Raw genomic sequence first — 17,235 nt, 5'->3', positions numbered from 1 at the left:
TCGTGCATCCCTTTAAACCAAGTCCTGTGAGGCTGGAAAGGCGATGGTATGTGATTGCCGTTAGTTCGGCCCGTGCCCCTTTCAGCCGCAGGAATGCCAACTGCCCATGAAAGGGGTTTTCGTTTTTGGAAAAGACGGCTGGAAGCAACAAAGAGGTGCAAAGCAAAATAGCTGTCATAAAAGAAGCTGTTCAAAGTTGTATTAAAGCAAATTGTTCAAAGCTGCTTAAAAGGGGAATGTCCTTTTAGAGGCGACACAACTGTCGGAGAAAATGAAGGCGGCAGCACAGAAAGGAGCGTTTATCAATGTCATCAAATGTCATAAATGACCTCGCACAAAAACAAAATAATGCCCGGGAAAAACTCATTGTTGCTTTGGATAAGTCAGAAGCCGGGGAGGTGAACCAGCTGGTGACCGCCCTGGGAAAGGAAATTATCTGGTACAAAGTGGGGATGGAACTGTATTACAATGAAGGCAACGCCATGGTCAAAAGCCTGCTGAATCAGGGAAAACAGGTGTTTCTGGACCTGAAGTTTCATGACATTCCCAACACTGTTGGCCAGGCAGCCCGAGCCGCCACCCGACTGGGGGTGGGCATGTTCAATGTGCACGCCGGGGGCGGCCGGGAAATGATGCGGCAGGCAGTGCTTTGCAGCCGGGAAGAAGCGGCCCGATTGGGACTAAAGCCGCCGGTGGTACTGGGGGTCACTGTGCTCACCAGCATGAACCAGGAAGCCTTCGAAACCGATCTGGGATTCACAGGCACCATCGAAGACAAGGTGGTGAAATGGGCCGTTTTGGCTCAGGAAGCCGGACTGGACGGCGTGGTGGCCTCAGCCCGAGAAGCCGCCCTCATCAGAAAACAGTGTGGCACCGGTTTTCAAATCGTCACCCCGGGAATCCGACCCGCCGGCAGTGCTTTGAATGACCAGGCACGGGTGATGACCCCTGAAATGGCCCTTGAGGCAGGGGCAGACTATCTGGTGGTGGGCCGTCCCATCACCGCCGCTGCCAACCCCGCTGACGCGGCCCGAAGCCTTTTAGAAGCCATGGACAGGTAAGCAATCCTCATACCATTCACTATTTTGAAACCAGGGAGGCATATTAATGAAAGAACACATGAATCAGAAGCCTATGAATCAACAGCCTGTGAATCAGGAACAAATCAATCAGGAAGCCGTCAAAGCCATTTTTATCGAATCTCAGGCACTGTTGGAAGGGCATTTTCGACTCACCTCCGGCAAACACAGCCGCCAATATGTGCAGTGCGCCCAGGTGCTGAAATATCCCTGGCACACTGAAACCCTGGTGGGTGCTTTAAAAGCCAAGCTGACAGGCACCTGTGATCTGGTGGTGGGGCCGGCCATGGGCGGCGTCATTGTGGCCTATGAAATGGGACGCCAGCTGGGGGTACCGGCCCTCTTCACTGAACGGGAAGACGGCAAGATGAAACTGCGCCGGGGATTCACCATCCAGCCAGGACAACGGGTGCTGGTGGTGGAAGATGTGATCACCACCGGTGGTTCGGTGCAGGAAGCCATTGAATGCGTGCAGGAAGCCGGGGGGATTGTGGAAGCCGCCGCCGTGCTGGTGGATCGCAGCGGCGGCAGTCATGTGCTGCAGGTGCCTGTCACCTCACTGCTTCAACTGACCATCGAAACATTTGACCCCGACAACTGCCCCCTCTGTGTGGACAGCCAGCCGGTGAAACCGGGGAGCCGTCTACTGCCGTAGCATAAGTGCCGTTTAATCACATCAGACTGGATTTGATTTCTGATGCCCTGGCCAAAGTCCTTTGTCTTCAACCTCTAGCCGCCCTGGGCGGCTTTTTGGGTCTATACTCCCCTTTTGGCAACTTATCAAATGATGACATTCAAAGAGCCCCCGAAAGACCGGCGGCTTCCCGCAACTATGGATGAAAAGGATACAGGAAAATGATCCTGCCTTTTGGGAGAGTCAAAACCAGGGAGGAATGCACGTGAGTAAGAACATGAAACGCATCATATCCATGGTAGTTGTCATTGGATTCGTCATTGGATTACTGGTGGGTGGTACACAGGTATTTGCAGAAACCAAAGTACCGCCGGGCCAGGCGCGTAAAGAGGTCGTCAGCCGGTTGCAGCAACAGGCAGTCACACAACAACAGGAACATGAGAAAGAGAATGATGAAAAGTTCAGAGAGTATGGCCCAGGGGCCGGTCTTCCTCCAGGACTTCAGGGAAAAGGAACGCCGCCGGGTCTGTTAAAGCAGGGCTTTACATTGCCGCCGGGGCTGATGGAAAAGGAAGAGCTGCCGCCGGGAATTCAAATGCGCTTCAGGGAAACGTTGCAGTGGCAGCAGCATTGGGGGCCGGAAGGCGAATCAGGTGAAAACTATACAGTGGCAGAGGCTGTCAGTCAAACAACGCTGATGCAGGCGCTGGCAAATGAAAAAGTTGACGTCATCAAACTGACAGAGGGGATCGTACTGACGGAACCGCTGGTGGTGAACCGGGAAGTGTGGATGGATGGCAACGGACAAGCGTTGGGGGCTGGTGCAGACTACGACGGTTGGATGATACACGTGGGGCAGAGGGCCTTCTTTATATGAAAAATGCAGTGCTGGATGGACTTGGTGAGGAAGAGGAGCATCTCTCGGGACTTGTCAAAGTGGCCATTGACGGCATTGCCAATTTCACAGGCAACAATTTTCGAAATGCGCCCTTGGGGATGCTGTTCCTGGTGGAAACAGAAGAGGACTGGAATAAAGTGGATCATGCCGCCATCCTCAAGAACAACCGTTTTCATCAGGTGGATGAGCCAGTGGCCCATGAATTGGTTCCCTGAAACAGCACTCAAAAAATGAACTCAGTAAATGAACTCAAAACAGCACTCAAAAAAATGAGCATATTATTTTAAAAAAAGTCCCCCAAAATAATCAGGGGTCACGAATAGTATAGCGAAAACCTCACAAGGGGACTTCCGTCCAATAGGCGTTCTTTATCTCGACAGGTGCCATCAGCGCACCTGTCCCTTTTTTGCGCGCTTTTCTGTACTTTTTGCACAGAGAACTTCCTGATTACGGGATGCTACGCCAAAGCTCTCATACTTCATGGATGATGACAGCAATGGTAAAAAAAGGAAGATGCCTTTGTGGATAACCTGTGGAAAACAGCGATCTTCCTGTGGAAAATGGGGAAAAAGCTGGGGATAACCTCGGCAGTTCGGTGGACAAAATTGTGGAAGCACCAGAAAAACCAGAAAAAGAAAGCGGATGAGGGGCGTGAAGACGAAATTTTCGGGTGACTGGTGCTGGAGAACTGTGGAAGCCTTGAGGATACTTGTGATAAGATAGACACAACAGCGTCATCCGACGATGAAAGAAATGGATCCCCGACGACAGGAGGCACAGGCATGTATACCACCACATCATTAGTGGGCGCGATTCTGTGGATGGTGCCTCTGATGTTCATCATCTGGGTTAACTTTCGATGGCATCATCGCCATGGGAACATCAAGTGGCTGAAATGGTTTCATGTTGCCTCGGTGGCAGCCGTTGTTTTTTTGATGACAAAGCTGATGATCATTGCCATGCTTGAACTGCCGATGCGGGCCACTCATGAAAAGGTACAGTGGGTAGCGCTGGCGCTGGCCATGGGGGCCCTGGTAAAAGCCGGCATTTGTTGTCTGACAGAAGAAACAGGCCAGGCACAAGCGTCGCAGCAAAGCACTCCCCTTGAAGCGGTCTTTCAGTCTATGGAAGATCAGGTCTATATTTATGACAGTGCATTCCGTTTGTCGGCAACGAATCACGGTGATATCCACTGCCTGAAGGCAGCACCGGTGGTAGATTTGAGGGCCTGCTTAAACCAGTATGAAGCAGAAATTAATCCGGAGCAAAAGGCGGTGCTGGAAGATTTTTTTGAGCATCGAAAACCGCATCAGTCGCTGAAGCACTTTAAAATCATGATTCCAAGCCGCAAAGGCTATTTCATTTTATCAAAAGTGTTTGATGAAGATGAAGACTGGGTTGGAACTGTTTTACTGATTCATCAGGCAGCAGAAGAAATAGAACTTATTGAATCTATTCAGGAGCAAAATCAGCAGCGGTTGGAACTGAACAAAAAAATGGAAGCATCCCTCAAAAAACTGGAAGAGTTTGGTTATGAAAAAGAAAAAGACCGGTTGCTTCAGGCGGTTAACCAAAGCATTATTGAAGCGACAAACCAGTACATACGTGATATTCAGGGGATACGAAGAAACCAGCAGATAACACGCAAAGAAAAAAAGGAACGGGTGGCCAACATCAACCAGGGTGTGGGTGAGTTATACAAAAAACTGCGCCTGGTTGTCAGGCAGATGGTAACGAAAGAGAAGGTGACCTCAAATGATTAAGGTGCTATTGGCAGATGATCAAATTCTTTTCTTAACCATGCTTGAAGAAATTGTGAAGGCCGACCAGCGGTTTGAAATGGTGGGATGCGTGCAAAATGGCCATGAAGCTGTGGAAATGGCCGATGTGCATGAACCTGATGTCGTCCTGCTGGATATCCGAATGCCGGAAATGGATGGCCTGTCGGCGCTGAAAAAAATAAAAGAAGCCCACCCGTTGATGAAAGTGATGATGCTCACCACTTTTGAGGACCCCTTTAGTATCAATGACGCATTTCTGGCCGGAGCAGACGGCTATTTGCTGAAGAACATGAAACCGGCTGCACTGCTGTCATCCATTTTTTGTGTGGCTCACGACATGCTGGTGGTTCATCGTGAAATCTATGAGACGGGCTTGAAACGTGACAGTCAGCTTTGCAGCGACGCTAAGATGCAAATGGAAGTTGAAGGGGTGCAATTTAGCAAAACAGATCTTCAAATTGTGAAGTGCATTGCGGAAGGGAAGACCAATAAAGAAATTGCAAAAGCGCTCAGCTATAGCGAAGGGACGATTAAAAACAGGGTGTCACAGCTGTTGTCAAAAACCGGTTTGAGCGATCGCACTCAAATATCCATCTACGCCCTGAAAAACAACCTTATTTAACAACCACACCGGCGGGTAAACGGCCGTGAATATGAAACCCACCGTCATCTCCAGACCCGAAAGAAACGTGCCCTCCCAACCGTGAGATCCTTTTCTGAATCCCTGAAAGACCCATACTTTCTTTGATGGCAGGGCACCCACAGCCATCATCGATGGCATAAATCTCGAAGTGATCTGGATGATACCGTAAAAAAAGATGAAGGGTGGCAGCATTGCCGTGCTTGATGGCATTGGTGACAGCTTCTTGGCACAGCCTGTAAACTGCCTCGTTTTCAGCAGGTTTTAAGGGGTAAGGATTCCCGTGACAGTTTAAATCCAGTGTCATGGTGCCTGCTTCCAGGTTGGTAATCGCCTCGATGAGGTTAGGGATGTCCGGACAACTGTTGTCGATCATGGAATGATTCAGGTCGGAGAGGCTGTTCAATAATAATTCCTGGGCTTGATGAAGCTTCTCGTCAATTTCAGCCATGTTTTCTTCCAGAAGGGCCAATTCCAACGTACCCATGACAACGGTCAGGCTGTGACCAACGATGTCATGCACATTTTGAGAAACTGCAGCGCGGGCGCGAAACATCGCCAGCGCTTTTTCTTTTTCAGTCAGATCCAGAAGCTCATCGTGGATGCCTGCCAGTGTGGTCTGTGATGTTTGAAGCTGATGCTGGAGATCAATGATTTCTGTGATATCAATAAACAACAGCACATACGTGCCGTCATCCAGAGCAGCGATGCGCCATTTATGATAGACGCCGTTGAAATGGGTGATAAGGGGCATGGGGGCTTCGTTGAACTGGGCAAGGAGGGTCGACAGGGCCTGTCTGGAATCTGCCAAATCTTCGGGGAAGATGGTTTCAGGAAGTGTTGAGAGGTATTCCTGCGAACCTGGAGGAAGCCCCCTTTTTTGGGCAACCCGGTTGGTATTCAGGATGCGAAGCTTATCATCAAACTGAATAATGCCCGCATCAATATGGTGATAGAGATGCTGGTAAGAGAGGGGCACGATATCAAGAAAATTATATTTGATGGCGGGAATGGCAAACAAGGTCATGGAAAGAGCCATGGCAATGGGTGTCACATCAAAGGGGCGAAAGGGAAAGATCCAGGGAATGTCTGTGAACTTGAAGGTAATGTAATAAAAGTTCACGAACAGGGGCACGATGGCCAGCACTGAAAACAGCCGGCTGATGATGCGCTTTTTCCGGTGAAAGCTGGGTTCAAAAGAACGCCGCACCAGCAGGACCATACCCACGATAATGTATAAGTAAAGAATGATCTGACTGGGTAAAAAAAACGGGCCGAAACGGGTGCGGTCATAAGTGAACACGGTATAAAACTGCATATGCAGGGGGTTGGTTAACACGACAAGAAAACTGACCACCGGATGGATTAACAAAAGAGTGAGCAGCTTCCGGCCAGGAAGCGCATAGCCGGCGAAGAGGATGGCAAAGAGAAGAATGGAAAAGCCTAAAAACTGAACGCCAATGTACTGGATAACAACAAAAATCCACCGGGAAATTACGTTGGGGGTAACGGTTTTAAAAACTTTCGAAACCGTCCACAGCATGAGTAGTCCCAGGATGGAAAGGTAGGCATACAGAAGAGGCGATTTTTTGGAACGGTAGTAAAAATAGAATGCCAATAACAGCATCAACACCGATGCAATCAGGTTTGAAGAGAGAATCGTATACTTACCAAAAGCCTGTGCAGGAGTAAAGGTCATGTTTCACCTCACTGGAGTCATGGATGATGAAAAATGGAGTGACCATTTCCCATCATCCATGACTTTTTTATGGACCATCAGCACTTTCATCATGACGCAACAATAGATAATAATCATTATAATGCGTGCAATTCAAAAAATAAAGCACCTTCGTGAAAGAGGTGAAATTTCAGGTATGTGTGTTTTTCAAATCAAAAAAAACCCATCGGGCCGCTACTACTTTGTTTTTTTAGAGGAGATGCATGTCAAAGAAAAAGAAGGTTTTTACATTGTTTCAAAAAGCTATACAGACCGGGCATTGTTGGAAGACAGCATTGTCCAGCTCCGAAAGTTCAGCGACATATCTGAAATCATCACCGATGAAAACAAGCTGCGGTATCCGTGTTTTTTCGTAAAACAGGACAGCTGCCATCAGTTTTACTTTCATGCCTTTGGAATAAAAGGAGATCTGGTCATGACCAGCATGTCGTTTCAATCGCGGCAAGCATGTCATAAAGGTATTCATATGATTAAAATGAAATCAAAAGAATCCAGAATCATTGATTTAACGTAAAGATAAAGCTGAAAGGGAGCAGGCATCCAGCGACAGGAGGTGAAAGCCCAAAGAATCCTGATAACGACCCATTCATGAAAAAGCAATATACCAGAGGAGGTTGAAGATGATTATGAAACAAAAACAGGTGATGAAGGCAACCTATTGGATCGCAGTTCTATTACTGGTGGCAATGATTCTGGGAGGCTGTGGAGGTTCACAGCCGACTGAACAGGCCCCAGTGCCCCAGGAGACTGCAGCTGGGGCGGCTGAAAGTGCATCGGCAGAGACTGCTTCAGCACAGCCGGCAACGGCGTCGGGAGATACAGCTGGTGACAGAGACACCGTCATCAGCAAACTGGCTTCCATGACGATGCCCACAGAATTAAGCTACGATATGGTTTATTCACTGGAAGGGTACACCATGACCACCCAGATTTGGATGAAAGGTGACAAGAGTCGCATGGATGCCACCAACCCCTCAGAGGGCAACTATATCATGCTGGAAGACGGCGAGTACACCTACATGCTTCAGCCTGACGAAATGACGGGTATTCGCATGGATCTGGATGATGAAGATGATTACTATGAAGATGACTTTGATGAGGATTTCATGGATGCAGATTATGACTGGGGCAGCATGACATTTCTGGGCACAGACACCATCAATGGGATGCCCACCTACGTGTTTCAGGATGATGGCGACTATGAAAACGTAAAGGTGTGGATTCATGCCGACTATGCACTTCCTGTTCGCATGGAAGGAGAAACAGACGACGAAACGTATGTGATGGAAATAACCAATTTAAAAGTGGGCGGCGTGGCTGATTCTGTGTTCAAAGTACCGGCAGGTTACGACATTATGGAAATGAACTGGTAGATGCCGATCAAGACAAACTAAAATGGAGGGCAAGAAAATGAGTGAAGAAAATAAATTTACAGCAACAACGCCGAAATCATCTCTTGGGATGGACGAGAACGTGGCAGCCCTTTTAGCCCACGTGTTTGGAATTGTCTCAGGCATTCTCTTTTTAGTGCTGGAGAAAGAAAGCAGGTTTGTGAAATTTCACGCCATGCAAGCTATCCTGCTCACCATTGTCAGTATGGTGGTCTACACGGTGCTGGGGCTAATTCCTGTGATTGGATGGATCGTGGGGCTTTTTATGCCGTTGGTTTTCCTGGTTGCGTGGATCATACTGCTGGTCAAAGCCTACAAGCATGAATGGTTTAAGTTGCCGGTGATTGGTGATATTGCCGAAAAACAGGCGAAAGTATAACCCGCCATTCTGCAAAATCATCAGCTTGCCGAATCATTTGAGAAAAGAACAGCATATTGAACCATAAGGACAAGGAGGAAAAACATTGAAAAGAAAATGGTTTAAGAAGGGGTTGACAGGATTCGTTCTCATGGGACTCATTCTGATGGCCATGACCCTTTCCGCATCGGCGGACACCCAGGCCATTGAAGGACTGTGGGAGCGAAGTGACGGGCAGGTTCTTAGAATTACAGGTAGCGAAGGATTTTTTCATGAAATTAACAACTCGGCTTGGAGAAACTATCCTGTGACAGTGGGTGATCAACAGCTGCGAAATATTGTCAGTAACGGTGAAAACGAATGGGTTCTTGATTCACTGGGGTATTTTCAGCAGGCTGGGAACCGTCTCGTGGCATGGTCTGAAACAGCCACACTGACCCTTCGGGAAGACAACCAGTCAATTGTGATCAACTCTATTACTGTCCATCCTTTTACTCAAAAGACTCAAAGAGGCACCACCATGTACCAGCGACTGGGCGACGAACAGGCACCGGTGGAAGAAGATCCCATTCCTCCTGTTGCGGAACCCTTTGAAGAAGAACCGCAGCCGGCCCAACCCGTCATTGAACCTGTGGAGGAAGAAGTGGTTCAGCCGGTTCAGATCGTCACCGAACCAGGCGACAGCAACAGTGAAGTCTTTGATTCCGGTGTGCGCATGGGATGGTCCCGTACCGCCAATGCACTGGGATACCGGGTATTCCGCTCCACAAGCCGGGATGATCTGGGTATCTCTGTCACCGACTTTTACATCACTGCCACACGGTTTGTGGACGTGAATGTGGAGCCGGAAACCGAGTACCATTACACCGTGCTACCTGTACTGGCAGAAGCAAGGCCGCTGGAAGGCATTGAAGAGCGTCTGGGAGATGCCATTGCCAAATTCTCCAGAAGAACCGGCACCAAGATCACCCATGTGGGCAGTGAAAAAAGCTTCATCATTTTGCAACTGGACAACCCCATCATGATTGTGAACGGTGTGAACCAGGAAATTGATCCCGGCCGGGGCACCACCCCCATCATTATCGCTGGGCGCAGCATGGTACCCATTCGAGCTATTGTGGAAGCCATGGGAGGCAATGTGGGCTGGGAAGGCAGTGAAAGCAGAATCAGTCTCAACGCCCGGAGCCAGGTGGTGGAAATGTGGCTGAACAAAAATGAAGTGCGGAGGAACGGCGCATCAGCCCGAATGGACGTGGCACCCGTGTCCCAGGGCGGCCGCACCTTTGTACCCGTCAGGTTTGCCTCAGAAAACCTGGATGCCAAAGCCGACTGGATCAACAGCACCCGGGAAATTGTCATTGTGTATACCAGGTAATTGTCTGAAGCGCTAATCTCCGGGTTGGCGCTTTTCAGTGTTTTCAGTGGAAAATCCATCAAAATCATGATACAATGGGCCTGTAACGGTATCATGCTCATCAGCTTCATCAATCCGCGGGACTCCACCGGCGGCTTTTTCACTGAAAAGAAACAACTAATAGAGGAACGGAGCGCTGAACTTCATATGGAACATCTATTCACTTGGATACGAAACGAATTTTTAGTGTTTTTCATGGCAGCTCTGCCCATCATCGAACTGCGGGGATCCATTCCCTTTGGCCTTTCTTTGGGTTTTTCTCCCTGGCACGCATTTTTCATCAGCCTGGCAGGCAGCCTGCTGCCGGTGCCCTTTATTGTTTTTGGAATCCGACCTGTTTTTGACATCTTGTCCCGGCTGCACCCTCTGCTGGACCGGTTGATCCACGGCCTCACCAGCCGCACCATGGCCAAAGGTGAGCGGGCCCGGCGGTTTGGCTTTGTCGGCCTGATTTTTCTGGTGGCCATCCCCCTGCCTGGCACCGGTGTCTGGACGGGCTCGCTGGCGGCGGTGCTGCTGAACCTGCGATTCAAGCTGGCTTTTCCCGCCATCTTCATCGGAAATGTCATCGCAGGGCTGCTGGTGCTTTCTGGCAGCACCGGATTACTCCGGCTGTTTCAACCGTAGAAATGGATCTCATGCAAGCCCCTTGTTAAACAGAACCCATAAGGAGTGAAGCGCCATGATTGTTAAAAAAGCCATTATACCGGCAGCGGGTCTGGGCACCCGTTTTTTGCCCGCCACCAAGGCCCAGCCCAAAGAAATGCTTCCCATTGTGGATAAACCCACCCTGCAGTATATCATTGAAGAAGCGGTGGCCTCCGGTATCGAGGAGATTCTCATCATCACCGGCCGTAACAAGCAGTCCATCGAGGATCATTTCGATAAATCCATTGAGCTGGAGCTGGAACTGGAAAAAAAGGGGAAGGATGAACTTCTTAAAACCGTGCAGCAGATTTCTGAAATGGTGAATATCCACTACATTCGCCAGAAGGAACCCAAGGGCCTGGGGCACGCCATTTACTGTGCCAGAAGCTTCATAGGCAATGAACCCTTTGCCGTGCTGCTGGGAGATGACATTGTCGATGCAAAAACCCCCTGCCTGGCCCAGATGATTCAAATCTACAACGAATACAAAACCACCGTATTGGGCGTGCAGGAAGTGCCCGAATCTGAGGTGGACAAATACGGCATTATTGAAGGCAAGTGGATTGAAGACCGGGTGTACAAGGTGAAAGACCTGGTGGAAAAACCCGCAGTGGATGAAGCGCCCACCAATGTGGCTATTTTGGGCCGCTACATTATCAGTCCTCAGATTTTTCCCATTCTGGAAAACACCCAGCCGGGCAAAGGCGGCGAAATTCAGTTGACAGACGCCCTGCGCACCCTGGTGCGTCAGGAAGCCATGTATGCCTATATTTTTGAAGGCACCCGCTATGATGTGGGAGATAAACTGGGATTCCTTCAGGCCACGGTGGAATTTGCCCTGAAGCGGGAAGATCTGAAAGAACCCTTTATGAAGTATCTGAAGAAACTGACCCAGGAACAGGGCTTCTGCGACATTGAAGCATGAAACAGGCAGGTTCGTATGGAGGCAATCCCATGAAAATCAGCAAAGGCACTGACGGGCAGCAGCAGGCTTCCCGGAACATACAGCAAAAGCATCTTCAGAAGAACCCCTTTCAATGGCTGGACCGTTGGCCGGTGACCCCCGTGGTGACCGGTGCTTTTGCGTTTTTTGTCAGTCTCATCATCATACTGGGGGTGTTTGAACGGGGGCCGCTGTTGCTGGAATACCCCGCCACCCTCTTTCTTTTTTGGTCTCTCTTCACAGCGGCGGTCTTTGCCCTGCTCTTGTGGGGTGTTGAAAAAATGCCCTGGCTCCACCGGCCCTTTGTATTTCCGGTGCTGGTGACCGGGCTGGCGGCAGCTCCCCGGTTTGTGTGGATGCGGCTGGTGGAAACCACCCCCCTCTGGGATTTTGCCCGTTACCTGAACTATGCCCGGTCCATTGTGGGAGGCGATCCCGGGGCCATTGCCCAGATTCGGGGGGTCTTTCCCCACCTCACCGGCTACCCGCTGATCTTGTCCTGGGTGATGCAGCTATTTGGCACAGAAACCGCTGTGGCCCGTTGGTTTAATTTTTTCTGCGGGCTGGTGACAGTGTTGCTTCTCTATGAACTGGGAAAACGGGCCTTCTCCCCCCGGGTGGGCCGGGGCGCGGCCCTCCTGTTTGCCCTGTGGCCGGGGCAGATTTATTACGGCAATGTACTGGGGGGAGAGCACCTGTTCACCATGCTGTTGGTGGGCGTGTTGCTCCTTTTCGTCATGGCCACCCATCTGGAATCGGGGGCCGGCATTTTTCCCAAAGCCTGGGGACTGGCCCTGGCTGCAGGGGCACTCCTCTCCCTGGCCCATGTGGTGCGGCCGGTGGCATCCCTGCTATTCCCTGCCTTTCTCCTATACTTAGGCCTGAAACCCTTTGATGGAGAGTTGCAGGGCCGAAGCATCCGTGGAATACACCATTTGGAAAAAGGGCGGCCCGACACGGCTGAAAGCCATACTGCATCGGATGACGTTCAGGAGGCGGCCGCTGTCAAAAAGCCAGTGACTTCGAAAAGGAAACCCCTGCAAGTCTGGCAGCAGATTCTTCTGGGCCGGGGAATCGTGCTGGCATTGGTGGTGGCCGGTTTTCTATTGACCCTCACCACCCTCAACGCCATTTATGAGCCCCAGGTGCTGGTGCCTCTGGGAAAAACCGGTGCCGGCTTCAACCTTTATGTGGGGACCAACCAGGCCTCCCGGGGTATGTGGAGCGCCGACGACTGGGCCATTATCGAAGAATATGATTATGACTTTGACCGCATTCACGAAGAAGCCTGGCGTCGGGGAATGGAACGCATTCGGGAAGATTACCGGGATTTCTGGCTGCTGGTGGAGCGAAAATTTGCCATTCAGTGGGCGGTTTCCGACTACGGGTTTTACTGGGGCATGCTGGAGCTGGATCGGGTAACGGCAGTGAGCCTGTGGGCGGAAGAATACCGACAGGAGCTGCAGGTGCTTTCCCAGGTGCACTATTTAAACCTCATGTGGCTTACGCTGGCAGGGCTGTGGCTTACCCGGCAGCGCCGAATGGCCTCCTTTAATGCCTTTATTGCCATTTTATTTTTCGGCTTCATTGCCATGCATGTGCTCATTGAAGTGCAGTCACGGTATCATCACAGTCTGGTGCCCCTTTTCATGCTTTCCGCTGCCTATGGGGGCGGGCTGCTTCTTGATCACTTGTCCAGTCAGCTGAAAGGAAAGGCTGTCGGCAAGCAAGTTGCCAATGAATAGTCAGTGTCACCGAAACAGTCAGTTCAGATAAGGGAAACAGTCAGTCTACCATAATGAAACAGGCAGTGTGAATCACCGGGGCACCATGGGGTGCCTGCGGTGCCCATAGCGCGGTTCGAGCCACTGGACAGAAGCCGACGGTTGGGGTAAGCTGAGAAGGGCAACAACATGAATGTCATTCACAGGTGTGGTGGATCAAATCAAGTGGTTGTGAATCAAGTGAATAAAAGCTGAAATGAATAGAAGATGGCTGCAGAATACAGCGCAGGGAGCGAAAAACATGACAAAACCCCTGATTTCCATCGTGGTTCCCATGTACAATGAGCACGACGTGGCTCGAGAGTGTCACCGACGCCTCACCCAAATGCTGGACGACCAGCGGGCAGTTTTTGCCGGTGAGCTGCTCTATGTCAACGACGGGAGCACTGACGATACCCTTGATATCTTAAAAGAACTGGCCACAGCCGATGAACGGGTGCGGGTCATCGGCTTTGCCCGAAACTTCGGTCACCAGATTGCGGTGACTGCCGGCATTCACAAGGCACGGGGGGAAGCTGTGGCGGTGATCGATGCCGACCTGCAGGACCCGCCGGAGCTGATTCCCCAAATGGTGGCCAAATGGCAGGAAGGCTGGCATGTGGTGTATGGTCAGCGGGAGCAGCGAGCCGGTGAGACCTGGTTTAAGCTGGTTACTGCCAAAGGGTTCTACCGTATTCTCAACCGCCTCACCCAGGTGGCCATTCCCATGGATACCGGCGATTTTCGCCTCATGGACCGCCAGGTGGTGGAGGTCTTTAAAAACATGCCGGAACATAACCGGTTTCTCCGGGGTATGGTGAGCTGGATCGGTTTTCGCCAGACAGCCTTCCTGTATCGGCGGGAAGAGCGGTTTGCCGGGGAATCCAAATACCCCCTTTCCAAAATGCTGCAGCTGGCCTTCGACGGCATTATCTCCTTTTCCCACAAACCCGTTTACTGGATTCGCCAGGCAGGCCTGTTGGTGACAGGCGTTTCCAAAATGCTGCTGCTGGTGTGGGTGATTGCCTGGCTGACTGGCAGTGCCGGCAATCTCTTTTACACCGGCGGCCAGAGCCTGCTGGGAATGCTGCTGGGAATGAACCTGCTGGCAATGGGCATTTTGGGAGAATATCTGGTGCGCATCTATGATGAAGTGCGGCGACGACCGCTTTACACCATTCAGGAAGAATGGCCGGAAGCAGCCCGGCGGCCCGGCCCCCGGGAGTGGGAAGCCCGCGCTTTTAGAGAAGGGGAGGAGCTGCCATGAGTCCCCGCATCCGTCATTATACGTCGTACCTGATTTTTGGAGTGGTCACCACGTTGGTCAACCTGGTGATCTATAAGCTTCTCATCGATATGGGGGTTCATTATGCCCTCAGCACGACCATTGCTTTCATTGTGGCTGTTTCTGTGGCTTTTTGGACCAACCGGATCTGGGTGTTTCAAAGCCGCAGCCGGGGGATGAAGGCCCTTTTTCGCGAAATGACTTCCTTCTTCAGTGTGCGCATTCTCACCTATCTGGTGGACGTGGTCGGCCTGGTGGTGCTCATTGAACTGGTGCACCTGGACGAGTTCATCAGCAAATTGCTGGTAAATGGACTGGTGATTGTGCTGAATTACCTGCTGAGCCGCTTTGTGGTATTCCAGACCCGGGCAGAGTGAATTGCCGGGAAAACGGAGGAAGAGAACGATGAACATGCGTCTGCCAGGATTCTTTTTTCAGAACATCCTCAAAACCCTGCTCACCTTTGCGCTGACCACCGGCTGTGCGGTTTTTGTCAGCTCCCTTGGGGTAGACAAGGAAAGCATGATCATGGTGTTCCTGTTGGGGGTCTTATTTACCACAGTTTTCACCAGCAGCTATGTATATGGTATCCTCATCTCTTTTGCCAGCCTGATGATTTTCAACTTCCTTTTTACAGAGCCACGCTACACACTGGTGATTTACAGCCGTAATGATATTATCCTGCTGCTCTTTTTTCTTGTCACAGCAGTGGTTTCCGGCATTATCACCTCGCGGCTGCAGCAGCAAATGGAACTGGCCGCCAGAAATGAGCGAACTGCCCAGACTTTGTATCAAATTGCCTCTGGCTTTCTCTCTGTCAGTGGAAACCACAATATTGTTCAGCGAGGCATTTCCTATATTTACACTTATGCCGACTGCGAAAGCACCGTGTCCCTCAGCAGAGACAACAGCTTTCATGCAGGCCGCCGGCCATTGCCCGACACGCCGCCGTTGACCTATCGTCTGCAAAGTGCGGCAGGGTCGCTGGGAACATTGCTGGTATACCCGTCGGCCACTCCTCTGGATGAACAGACAGAGCTGATCATTCAGGCAGTGGCCACCCAGCTGGGCATTGCCCTTGACCGGGAACAACTTTACAATGAACAGGAAAAAACCCGGTTAGCCATGGAAAGTGAACGGTTGCGGGCAACGCTGCTCCGGTCGGTGGCCCATGACCTGCGGAGCCCCCTCACGGCGCTGCTGGGTGCGGGAAGTCTGTTGGCTGACCAATATCACCATTTATCAGATGAAGAGCGTCAGAAACTGGCAAAAGATATCAGCGAAGAAATCATTTGGCTCACCAATCTGGTGGAAAACATACTGGACATGACACGGATCAACGAATCTCAGCTGGTGATCAAAAAAGAAAATGAAGTGGTGGACGATGTGGTCAGCGAAGCAGTTTCACATGTGGAACGCCTTTTGAGGGAACGTCGGTTTACAGCTCATTTGCCGGATGAAGTGATCATGGTGCCCATGGATGGCCGCCTGATTGTCAGAGTCCTTATCAATCTGCTGGAAAACGCTGTTGTGCATACACCGCCGGCGGCAGAGATCACCCTCTCCGTCACAGTCTCAGAAGAAGAACTGGTGGTGACGGTTTCCGACACAGGAGAAGGCATTAACGACAGCGTCCGCGACAGCCTGTTTGACCGGTTTGTTACCCATGATAAAGCTGTTTCAGACAGTCGCAGAGGAATGGGACTGGGATTGGCCAACTGCAAGGCTCTCATCGAAGCCCACGGTGGCACCATCACAGCCGGTCCCAACCATCCCCGGGGATCCCGCTTTGCCTTTACCCTTCCCAGAGGAGTGTGATGACCAAGATGACCATGGAAGAAAAAACCACCATTCTCATTGTGGAGGACGACAAATATATTTCCAATTTCATTGCTGTGTCTTTGCAAAAAGCGGATTATCGGGTGCTGGTGGCAGGAAGTGCTGCCGAGGGCCTGTTTCTGTTTTCTTCCCATCATCCGGAAATTCTGCTGCTGGATCTGGGATTGCCCGACCAGGACGGACTGGAAATCATTCAGGAACTGCGCACCTTCTCTCAAGTGCCTATTCTGGTAATCTCAGCCCGGGGGCAGGAAAAAGAAAAAATTGAAGCCCTGGACAGAGGTGCCAACGACTACATGACCAAGCCCTTTCACATGGGTGAGCTCATGGCCCGCATTCGTGTCATTGAACGAAGCCTGGCCCGAATGACCACCCAAACGGTTGAAACAAGCTTTACCAGCGGCAGCCTCACCGTTGATTTTGAAAAACGCCTGGTGCTGGTGGCGGGGCAGGAAGTTCACCTCACTCCCATTGAATACAAACTGTTGCACCTGTTGATTGCCAATAAGGGAAAAGTGCTCACCCACAACTATATTCTCAGGCAGGTGTGGGGCTATGAAACTTGCGACACCAAAAGCGTGCGGGTCTATATGGCCAACCTGCGCCGAAAAATTGAAAAGAACACTGCCAACCCCCAGTACATTCTCACAGAAGTGGGTGTAGGTTACCGTTTTGCTGACGCATGACACCGCTGCTGAATGCTTGTCTGACCGCCTCCGAAAGTGATTTCGGGGGTTTTTTAGTGCTGTCTTAACAAAAAATTAACATCAGAGACAGAAGGATAACACCACCTTTATATCAAGTGACCTATGATCATAGAGGAA

General features: G+C 50.8%; 18 protein-coding genes. 17 read left to right on the top strand and 1 reads right to left on the bottom strand.

What is annotated here, in order from left to right; genetic code table 11:
* Nucleotides 1-305 precede the first annotated feature (305 nt).
* The 6 genes from pyrF to AAIG11_RS09545 all read left to right on the top strand — a co-directional run bounded on the left by pyrF (nt 306) and on the right by AAIG11_RS09545 (nt 5,014).
* Nucleotides 306-1,061: an orotidine-5'-phosphate decarboxylase gene (pyrF, locus tag AAIG11_RS09570; protein WP_343186022.1), complete on the top strand. Its 756-nt coding sequence runs from the start codon at nt 306-308 to the stop codon at nt 1,059-1,061.
* A 46-nt stretch (nt 1,062-1,107) separates the two neighbouring features.
* Nucleotides 1,108-1,734 carry an orotate phosphoribosyltransferase gene (gene pyrE / locus AAIG11_RS09565; protein WP_343186021.1) on the top strand — a complete coding sequence of 209 codons (627 nt, stop codon included), beginning with the start codon at nt 1,108-1,110 and terminating at the stop codon, nt 1,732-1,734.
* Nucleotides 1,735-1,978: 244 nt separating this feature from the next.
* Entirely contained in the window at nt 1,979-2,590 is a 612-nt protein-coding gene (locus AAIG11_RS09560; protein WP_343186020.1) for a hypothetical protein, read from the top strand.
* A complete protein-coding gene (locus AAIG11_RS09555; protein WP_343186019.1) occupies nt 2,587-2,826 on the top strand; it encodes a hypothetical protein in 240 nt (79 codons plus the stop codon). Before AAIG11_RS09560 ends, AAIG11_RS09555 begins: the two co-directional genes overlap by 4 nt.
* A gap of 567 nt (nt 2,827-3,393) precedes the next feature.
* Entirely contained in the window at nt 3,394-4,374 is a 981-nt protein-coding gene (locus AAIG11_RS09550; RefSeq protein ID WP_343186018.1) for a hypothetical protein, read from the top strand.
* A complete protein-coding gene (locus AAIG11_RS09545; RefSeq protein WP_343186017.1) occupies nt 4,367-5,014 on the top strand; it encodes a response regulator in 648 nt (215 codons plus the stop codon). The genes AAIG11_RS09550 and AAIG11_RS09545 overlap by 8 nt, the downstream gene beginning before the upstream one ends.
* On the opposite strand, the gene AAIG11_RS09540 is transcribed toward AAIG11_RS09545, so the two are convergent.
* Nucleotides 5,007-6,731 (bottom strand): histidine kinase N-terminal 7TM domain-containing protein, encoded by a 1,725-nt coding sequence (locus AAIG11_RS09540; RefSeq protein ID WP_343186016.1) that lies wholly within the window; start codon nt 6,729-6,731, stop codon nt 5,007-5,009. The two genes, AAIG11_RS09545 and AAIG11_RS09540, sit on opposite strands and share 8 nt — an antisense overlap.
* 175 nt (nt 6,732-6,906) lie before the next feature.
* On the opposite strand from AAIG11_RS09540, the gene AAIG11_RS09535 reads away from it, so the two are divergent.
* The 11 genes from AAIG11_RS09535 to AAIG11_RS09485 all read left to right on the top strand — a co-directional run bounded on the left by AAIG11_RS09535 (nt 6,907) and on the right by AAIG11_RS09485 (nt 17,097).
* The gene (locus AAIG11_RS09535) at nt 6,907-7,284 is read left to right on the top strand and encodes a YegP family protein (protein WP_343186015.1); all 378 of its coding nucleotides are present in this window, start codon (nt 6,907-6,909) and stop codon (nt 7,282-7,284) included.
* Nucleotides 7,285-7,390: 106 nt separating this feature from the next.
* On the top strand, nt 7,391-8,143 hold the full coding sequence (locus AAIG11_RS09530; RefSeq protein ID WP_343186014.1) for a LolA family protein: 753 nt from the start codon (nt 7,391-7,393) through the stop codon (nt 8,141-8,143).
* Between the two features lie 37 nt (nt 8,144-8,180).
* Nucleotides 8,181-8,540: a DUF4870 domain-containing protein gene (locus AAIG11_RS09525; protein WP_343186013.1), complete on the top strand. Its 360-nt coding sequence runs from the start codon at nt 8,181-8,183 to the stop codon at nt 8,538-8,540.
* An 85-nt stretch (nt 8,541-8,625) separates the two neighbouring features.
* Nucleotides 8,626-9,894 (top strand): copper amine oxidase N-terminal domain-containing protein, encoded by a 1,269-nt coding sequence (locus tag AAIG11_RS09520; RefSeq protein ID WP_343186012.1) that lies wholly within the window; start codon nt 8,626-8,628, stop codon nt 9,892-9,894.
* Nucleotides 9,895-10,560 (top strand): COG2426 family protein, encoded by a 666-nt coding sequence (locus AAIG11_RS09515; RefSeq protein ID WP_343186011.1) that lies wholly within the window; start codon nt 9,895-9,897, stop codon nt 10,558-10,560. It abuts the gene before it with no gap.
* Nucleotides 10,561-10,615: 55 nt separating this feature from the next.
* A complete protein-coding gene (gene galU, locus AAIG11_RS09510) occupies nt 10,616-11,506 on the top strand; it encodes a UTP--glucose-1-phosphate uridylyltransferase GalU (protein WP_283409144.1) in 891 nt (296 codons plus the stop codon).
* 29 nt (nt 11,507-11,535) lie between these two features.
* On the top strand, nt 11,536-13,269 hold the full coding sequence (locus tag AAIG11_RS09505; RefSeq protein ID WP_343186010.1) for a glycosyltransferase family 39 protein: 1,734 nt from the start codon (nt 11,536-11,538) through the stop codon (nt 13,267-13,269).
* 280 nt (nt 13,270-13,549) lie between these two features.
* Nucleotides 13,550-14,554 carry a glycosyltransferase family 2 protein gene (locus AAIG11_RS09500; protein WP_343186009.1) on the top strand — a complete coding sequence of 335 codons (1,005 nt, stop codon included), beginning with the start codon at nt 13,550-13,552 and terminating at the stop codon, nt 14,552-14,554.
* Nucleotides 14,551-14,949: a GtrA family protein gene (locus AAIG11_RS09495; RefSeq protein ID WP_343186008.1), complete on the top strand. Its 399-nt coding sequence runs from the start codon at nt 14,551-14,553 to the stop codon at nt 14,947-14,949. Before AAIG11_RS09500 ends, AAIG11_RS09495 begins: the two co-directional genes overlap by 4 nt.
* Before the next feature lie 28 nt (nt 14,950-14,977).
* Nucleotides 14,978-16,390, top strand: a complete 1,413-nt coding sequence (locus AAIG11_RS09490; RefSeq protein WP_343186007.1) for a sensor histidine kinase — start codon at nt 14,978-14,980, stop codon at nt 16,388-16,390.
* Nucleotides 16,390-17,097: a response regulator gene (locus AAIG11_RS09485; RefSeq protein ID WP_425499419.1), complete on the top strand. Its 708-nt coding sequence runs from the start codon at nt 16,390-16,392 to the stop codon at nt 17,095-17,097. The genes AAIG11_RS09490 and AAIG11_RS09485 overlap by 1 nt, the downstream gene beginning before the upstream one ends.
* Nucleotides 17,098-17,235 lie beyond the last annotated feature (138 nt).

Source organism: Anoxynatronum sibiricum, from assembly GCF_039414295.1.
GTDB lineage: Bacteria > Bacillota > Clostridia > Peptostreptococcales > Tindalliaceae > Anoxynatronum > Anoxynatronum sibiricum.
The sequence above is the reverse complement of the archived record's forward strand: the minus strand, read 5'-3'. Positions and strand labels throughout refer to the sequence as shown.

Coding starts and splice junctions, on each gene's coding strand:
- pyrF (WP_343186022.1), top strand. CDS start 306: ATGTCATCAAATGTCATAAATGACCTCGCACAAAAACAAAATAATGCC.
- pyrE (WP_343186021.1), top strand. CDS start 1,108: ATGAAAGAACACATGAATCAGAAGCCTATGAATCAACAGCCTGTGAAT.
- AAIG11_RS09555 (WP_343186019.1), top strand. CDS start 2,587: ATGAAAAATGCAGTGCTGGATGGACTTGGTGAGGAAGAGGAGCATCTC.
- AAIG11_RS09550 (WP_343186018.1), top strand. CDS start 3,394: ATGTATACCACCACATCATTAGTGGGCGCGATTCTGTGGATGGTGCCT.
- AAIG11_RS09545 (WP_343186017.1), top strand. CDS start 4,367: ATGATTAAGGTGCTATTGGCAGATGATCAAATTCTTTTCTTAACCATG.
- AAIG11_RS09540 (WP_343186016.1), bottom strand. CDS start 6,731: ATGACCTTTACTCCTGCACAGGCTTTTGGTAAGTATACGATTCTCTCT.
- AAIG11_RS09535 (WP_343186015.1), top strand. CDS start 6,907: ATGTGTGTTTTTCAAATCAAAAAAAACCCATCGGGCCGCTACTACTTT.
- AAIG11_RS09530 (WP_343186014.1), top strand. CDS start 7,391: ATGATTATGAAACAAAAACAGGTGATGAAGGCAACCTATTGGATCGCA.
- AAIG11_RS09525 (WP_343186013.1), top strand. CDS start 8,181: ATGAGTGAAGAAAATAAATTTACAGCAACAACGCCGAAATCATCTCTT.
- galU (WP_283409144.1), top strand. CDS start 10,616: ATGATTGTTAAAAAAGCCATTATACCGGCAGCGGGTCTGGGCACCCGT.
- AAIG11_RS09505 (WP_343186010.1), top strand. CDS start 11,536: ATGAAAATCAGCAAAGGCACTGACGGGCAGCAGCAGGCTTCCCGGAAC.
- AAIG11_RS09500 (WP_343186009.1), top strand. CDS start 13,550: ATGACAAAACCCCTGATTTCCATCGTGGTTCCCATGTACAATGAGCAC.
- AAIG11_RS09495 (WP_343186008.1), top strand. CDS start 14,551: ATGAGTCCCCGCATCCGTCATTATACGTCGTACCTGATTTTTGGAGTG.
- AAIG11_RS09490 (WP_343186007.1), top strand. CDS start 14,978: ATGAACATGCGTCTGCCAGGATTCTTTTTTCAGAACATCCTCAAAACC.
- AAIG11_RS09485 (WP_425499419.1), top strand. CDS start 16,390: ATGACCAAGATGACCATGGAAGAAAAAACCACCATTCTCATTGTGGAG.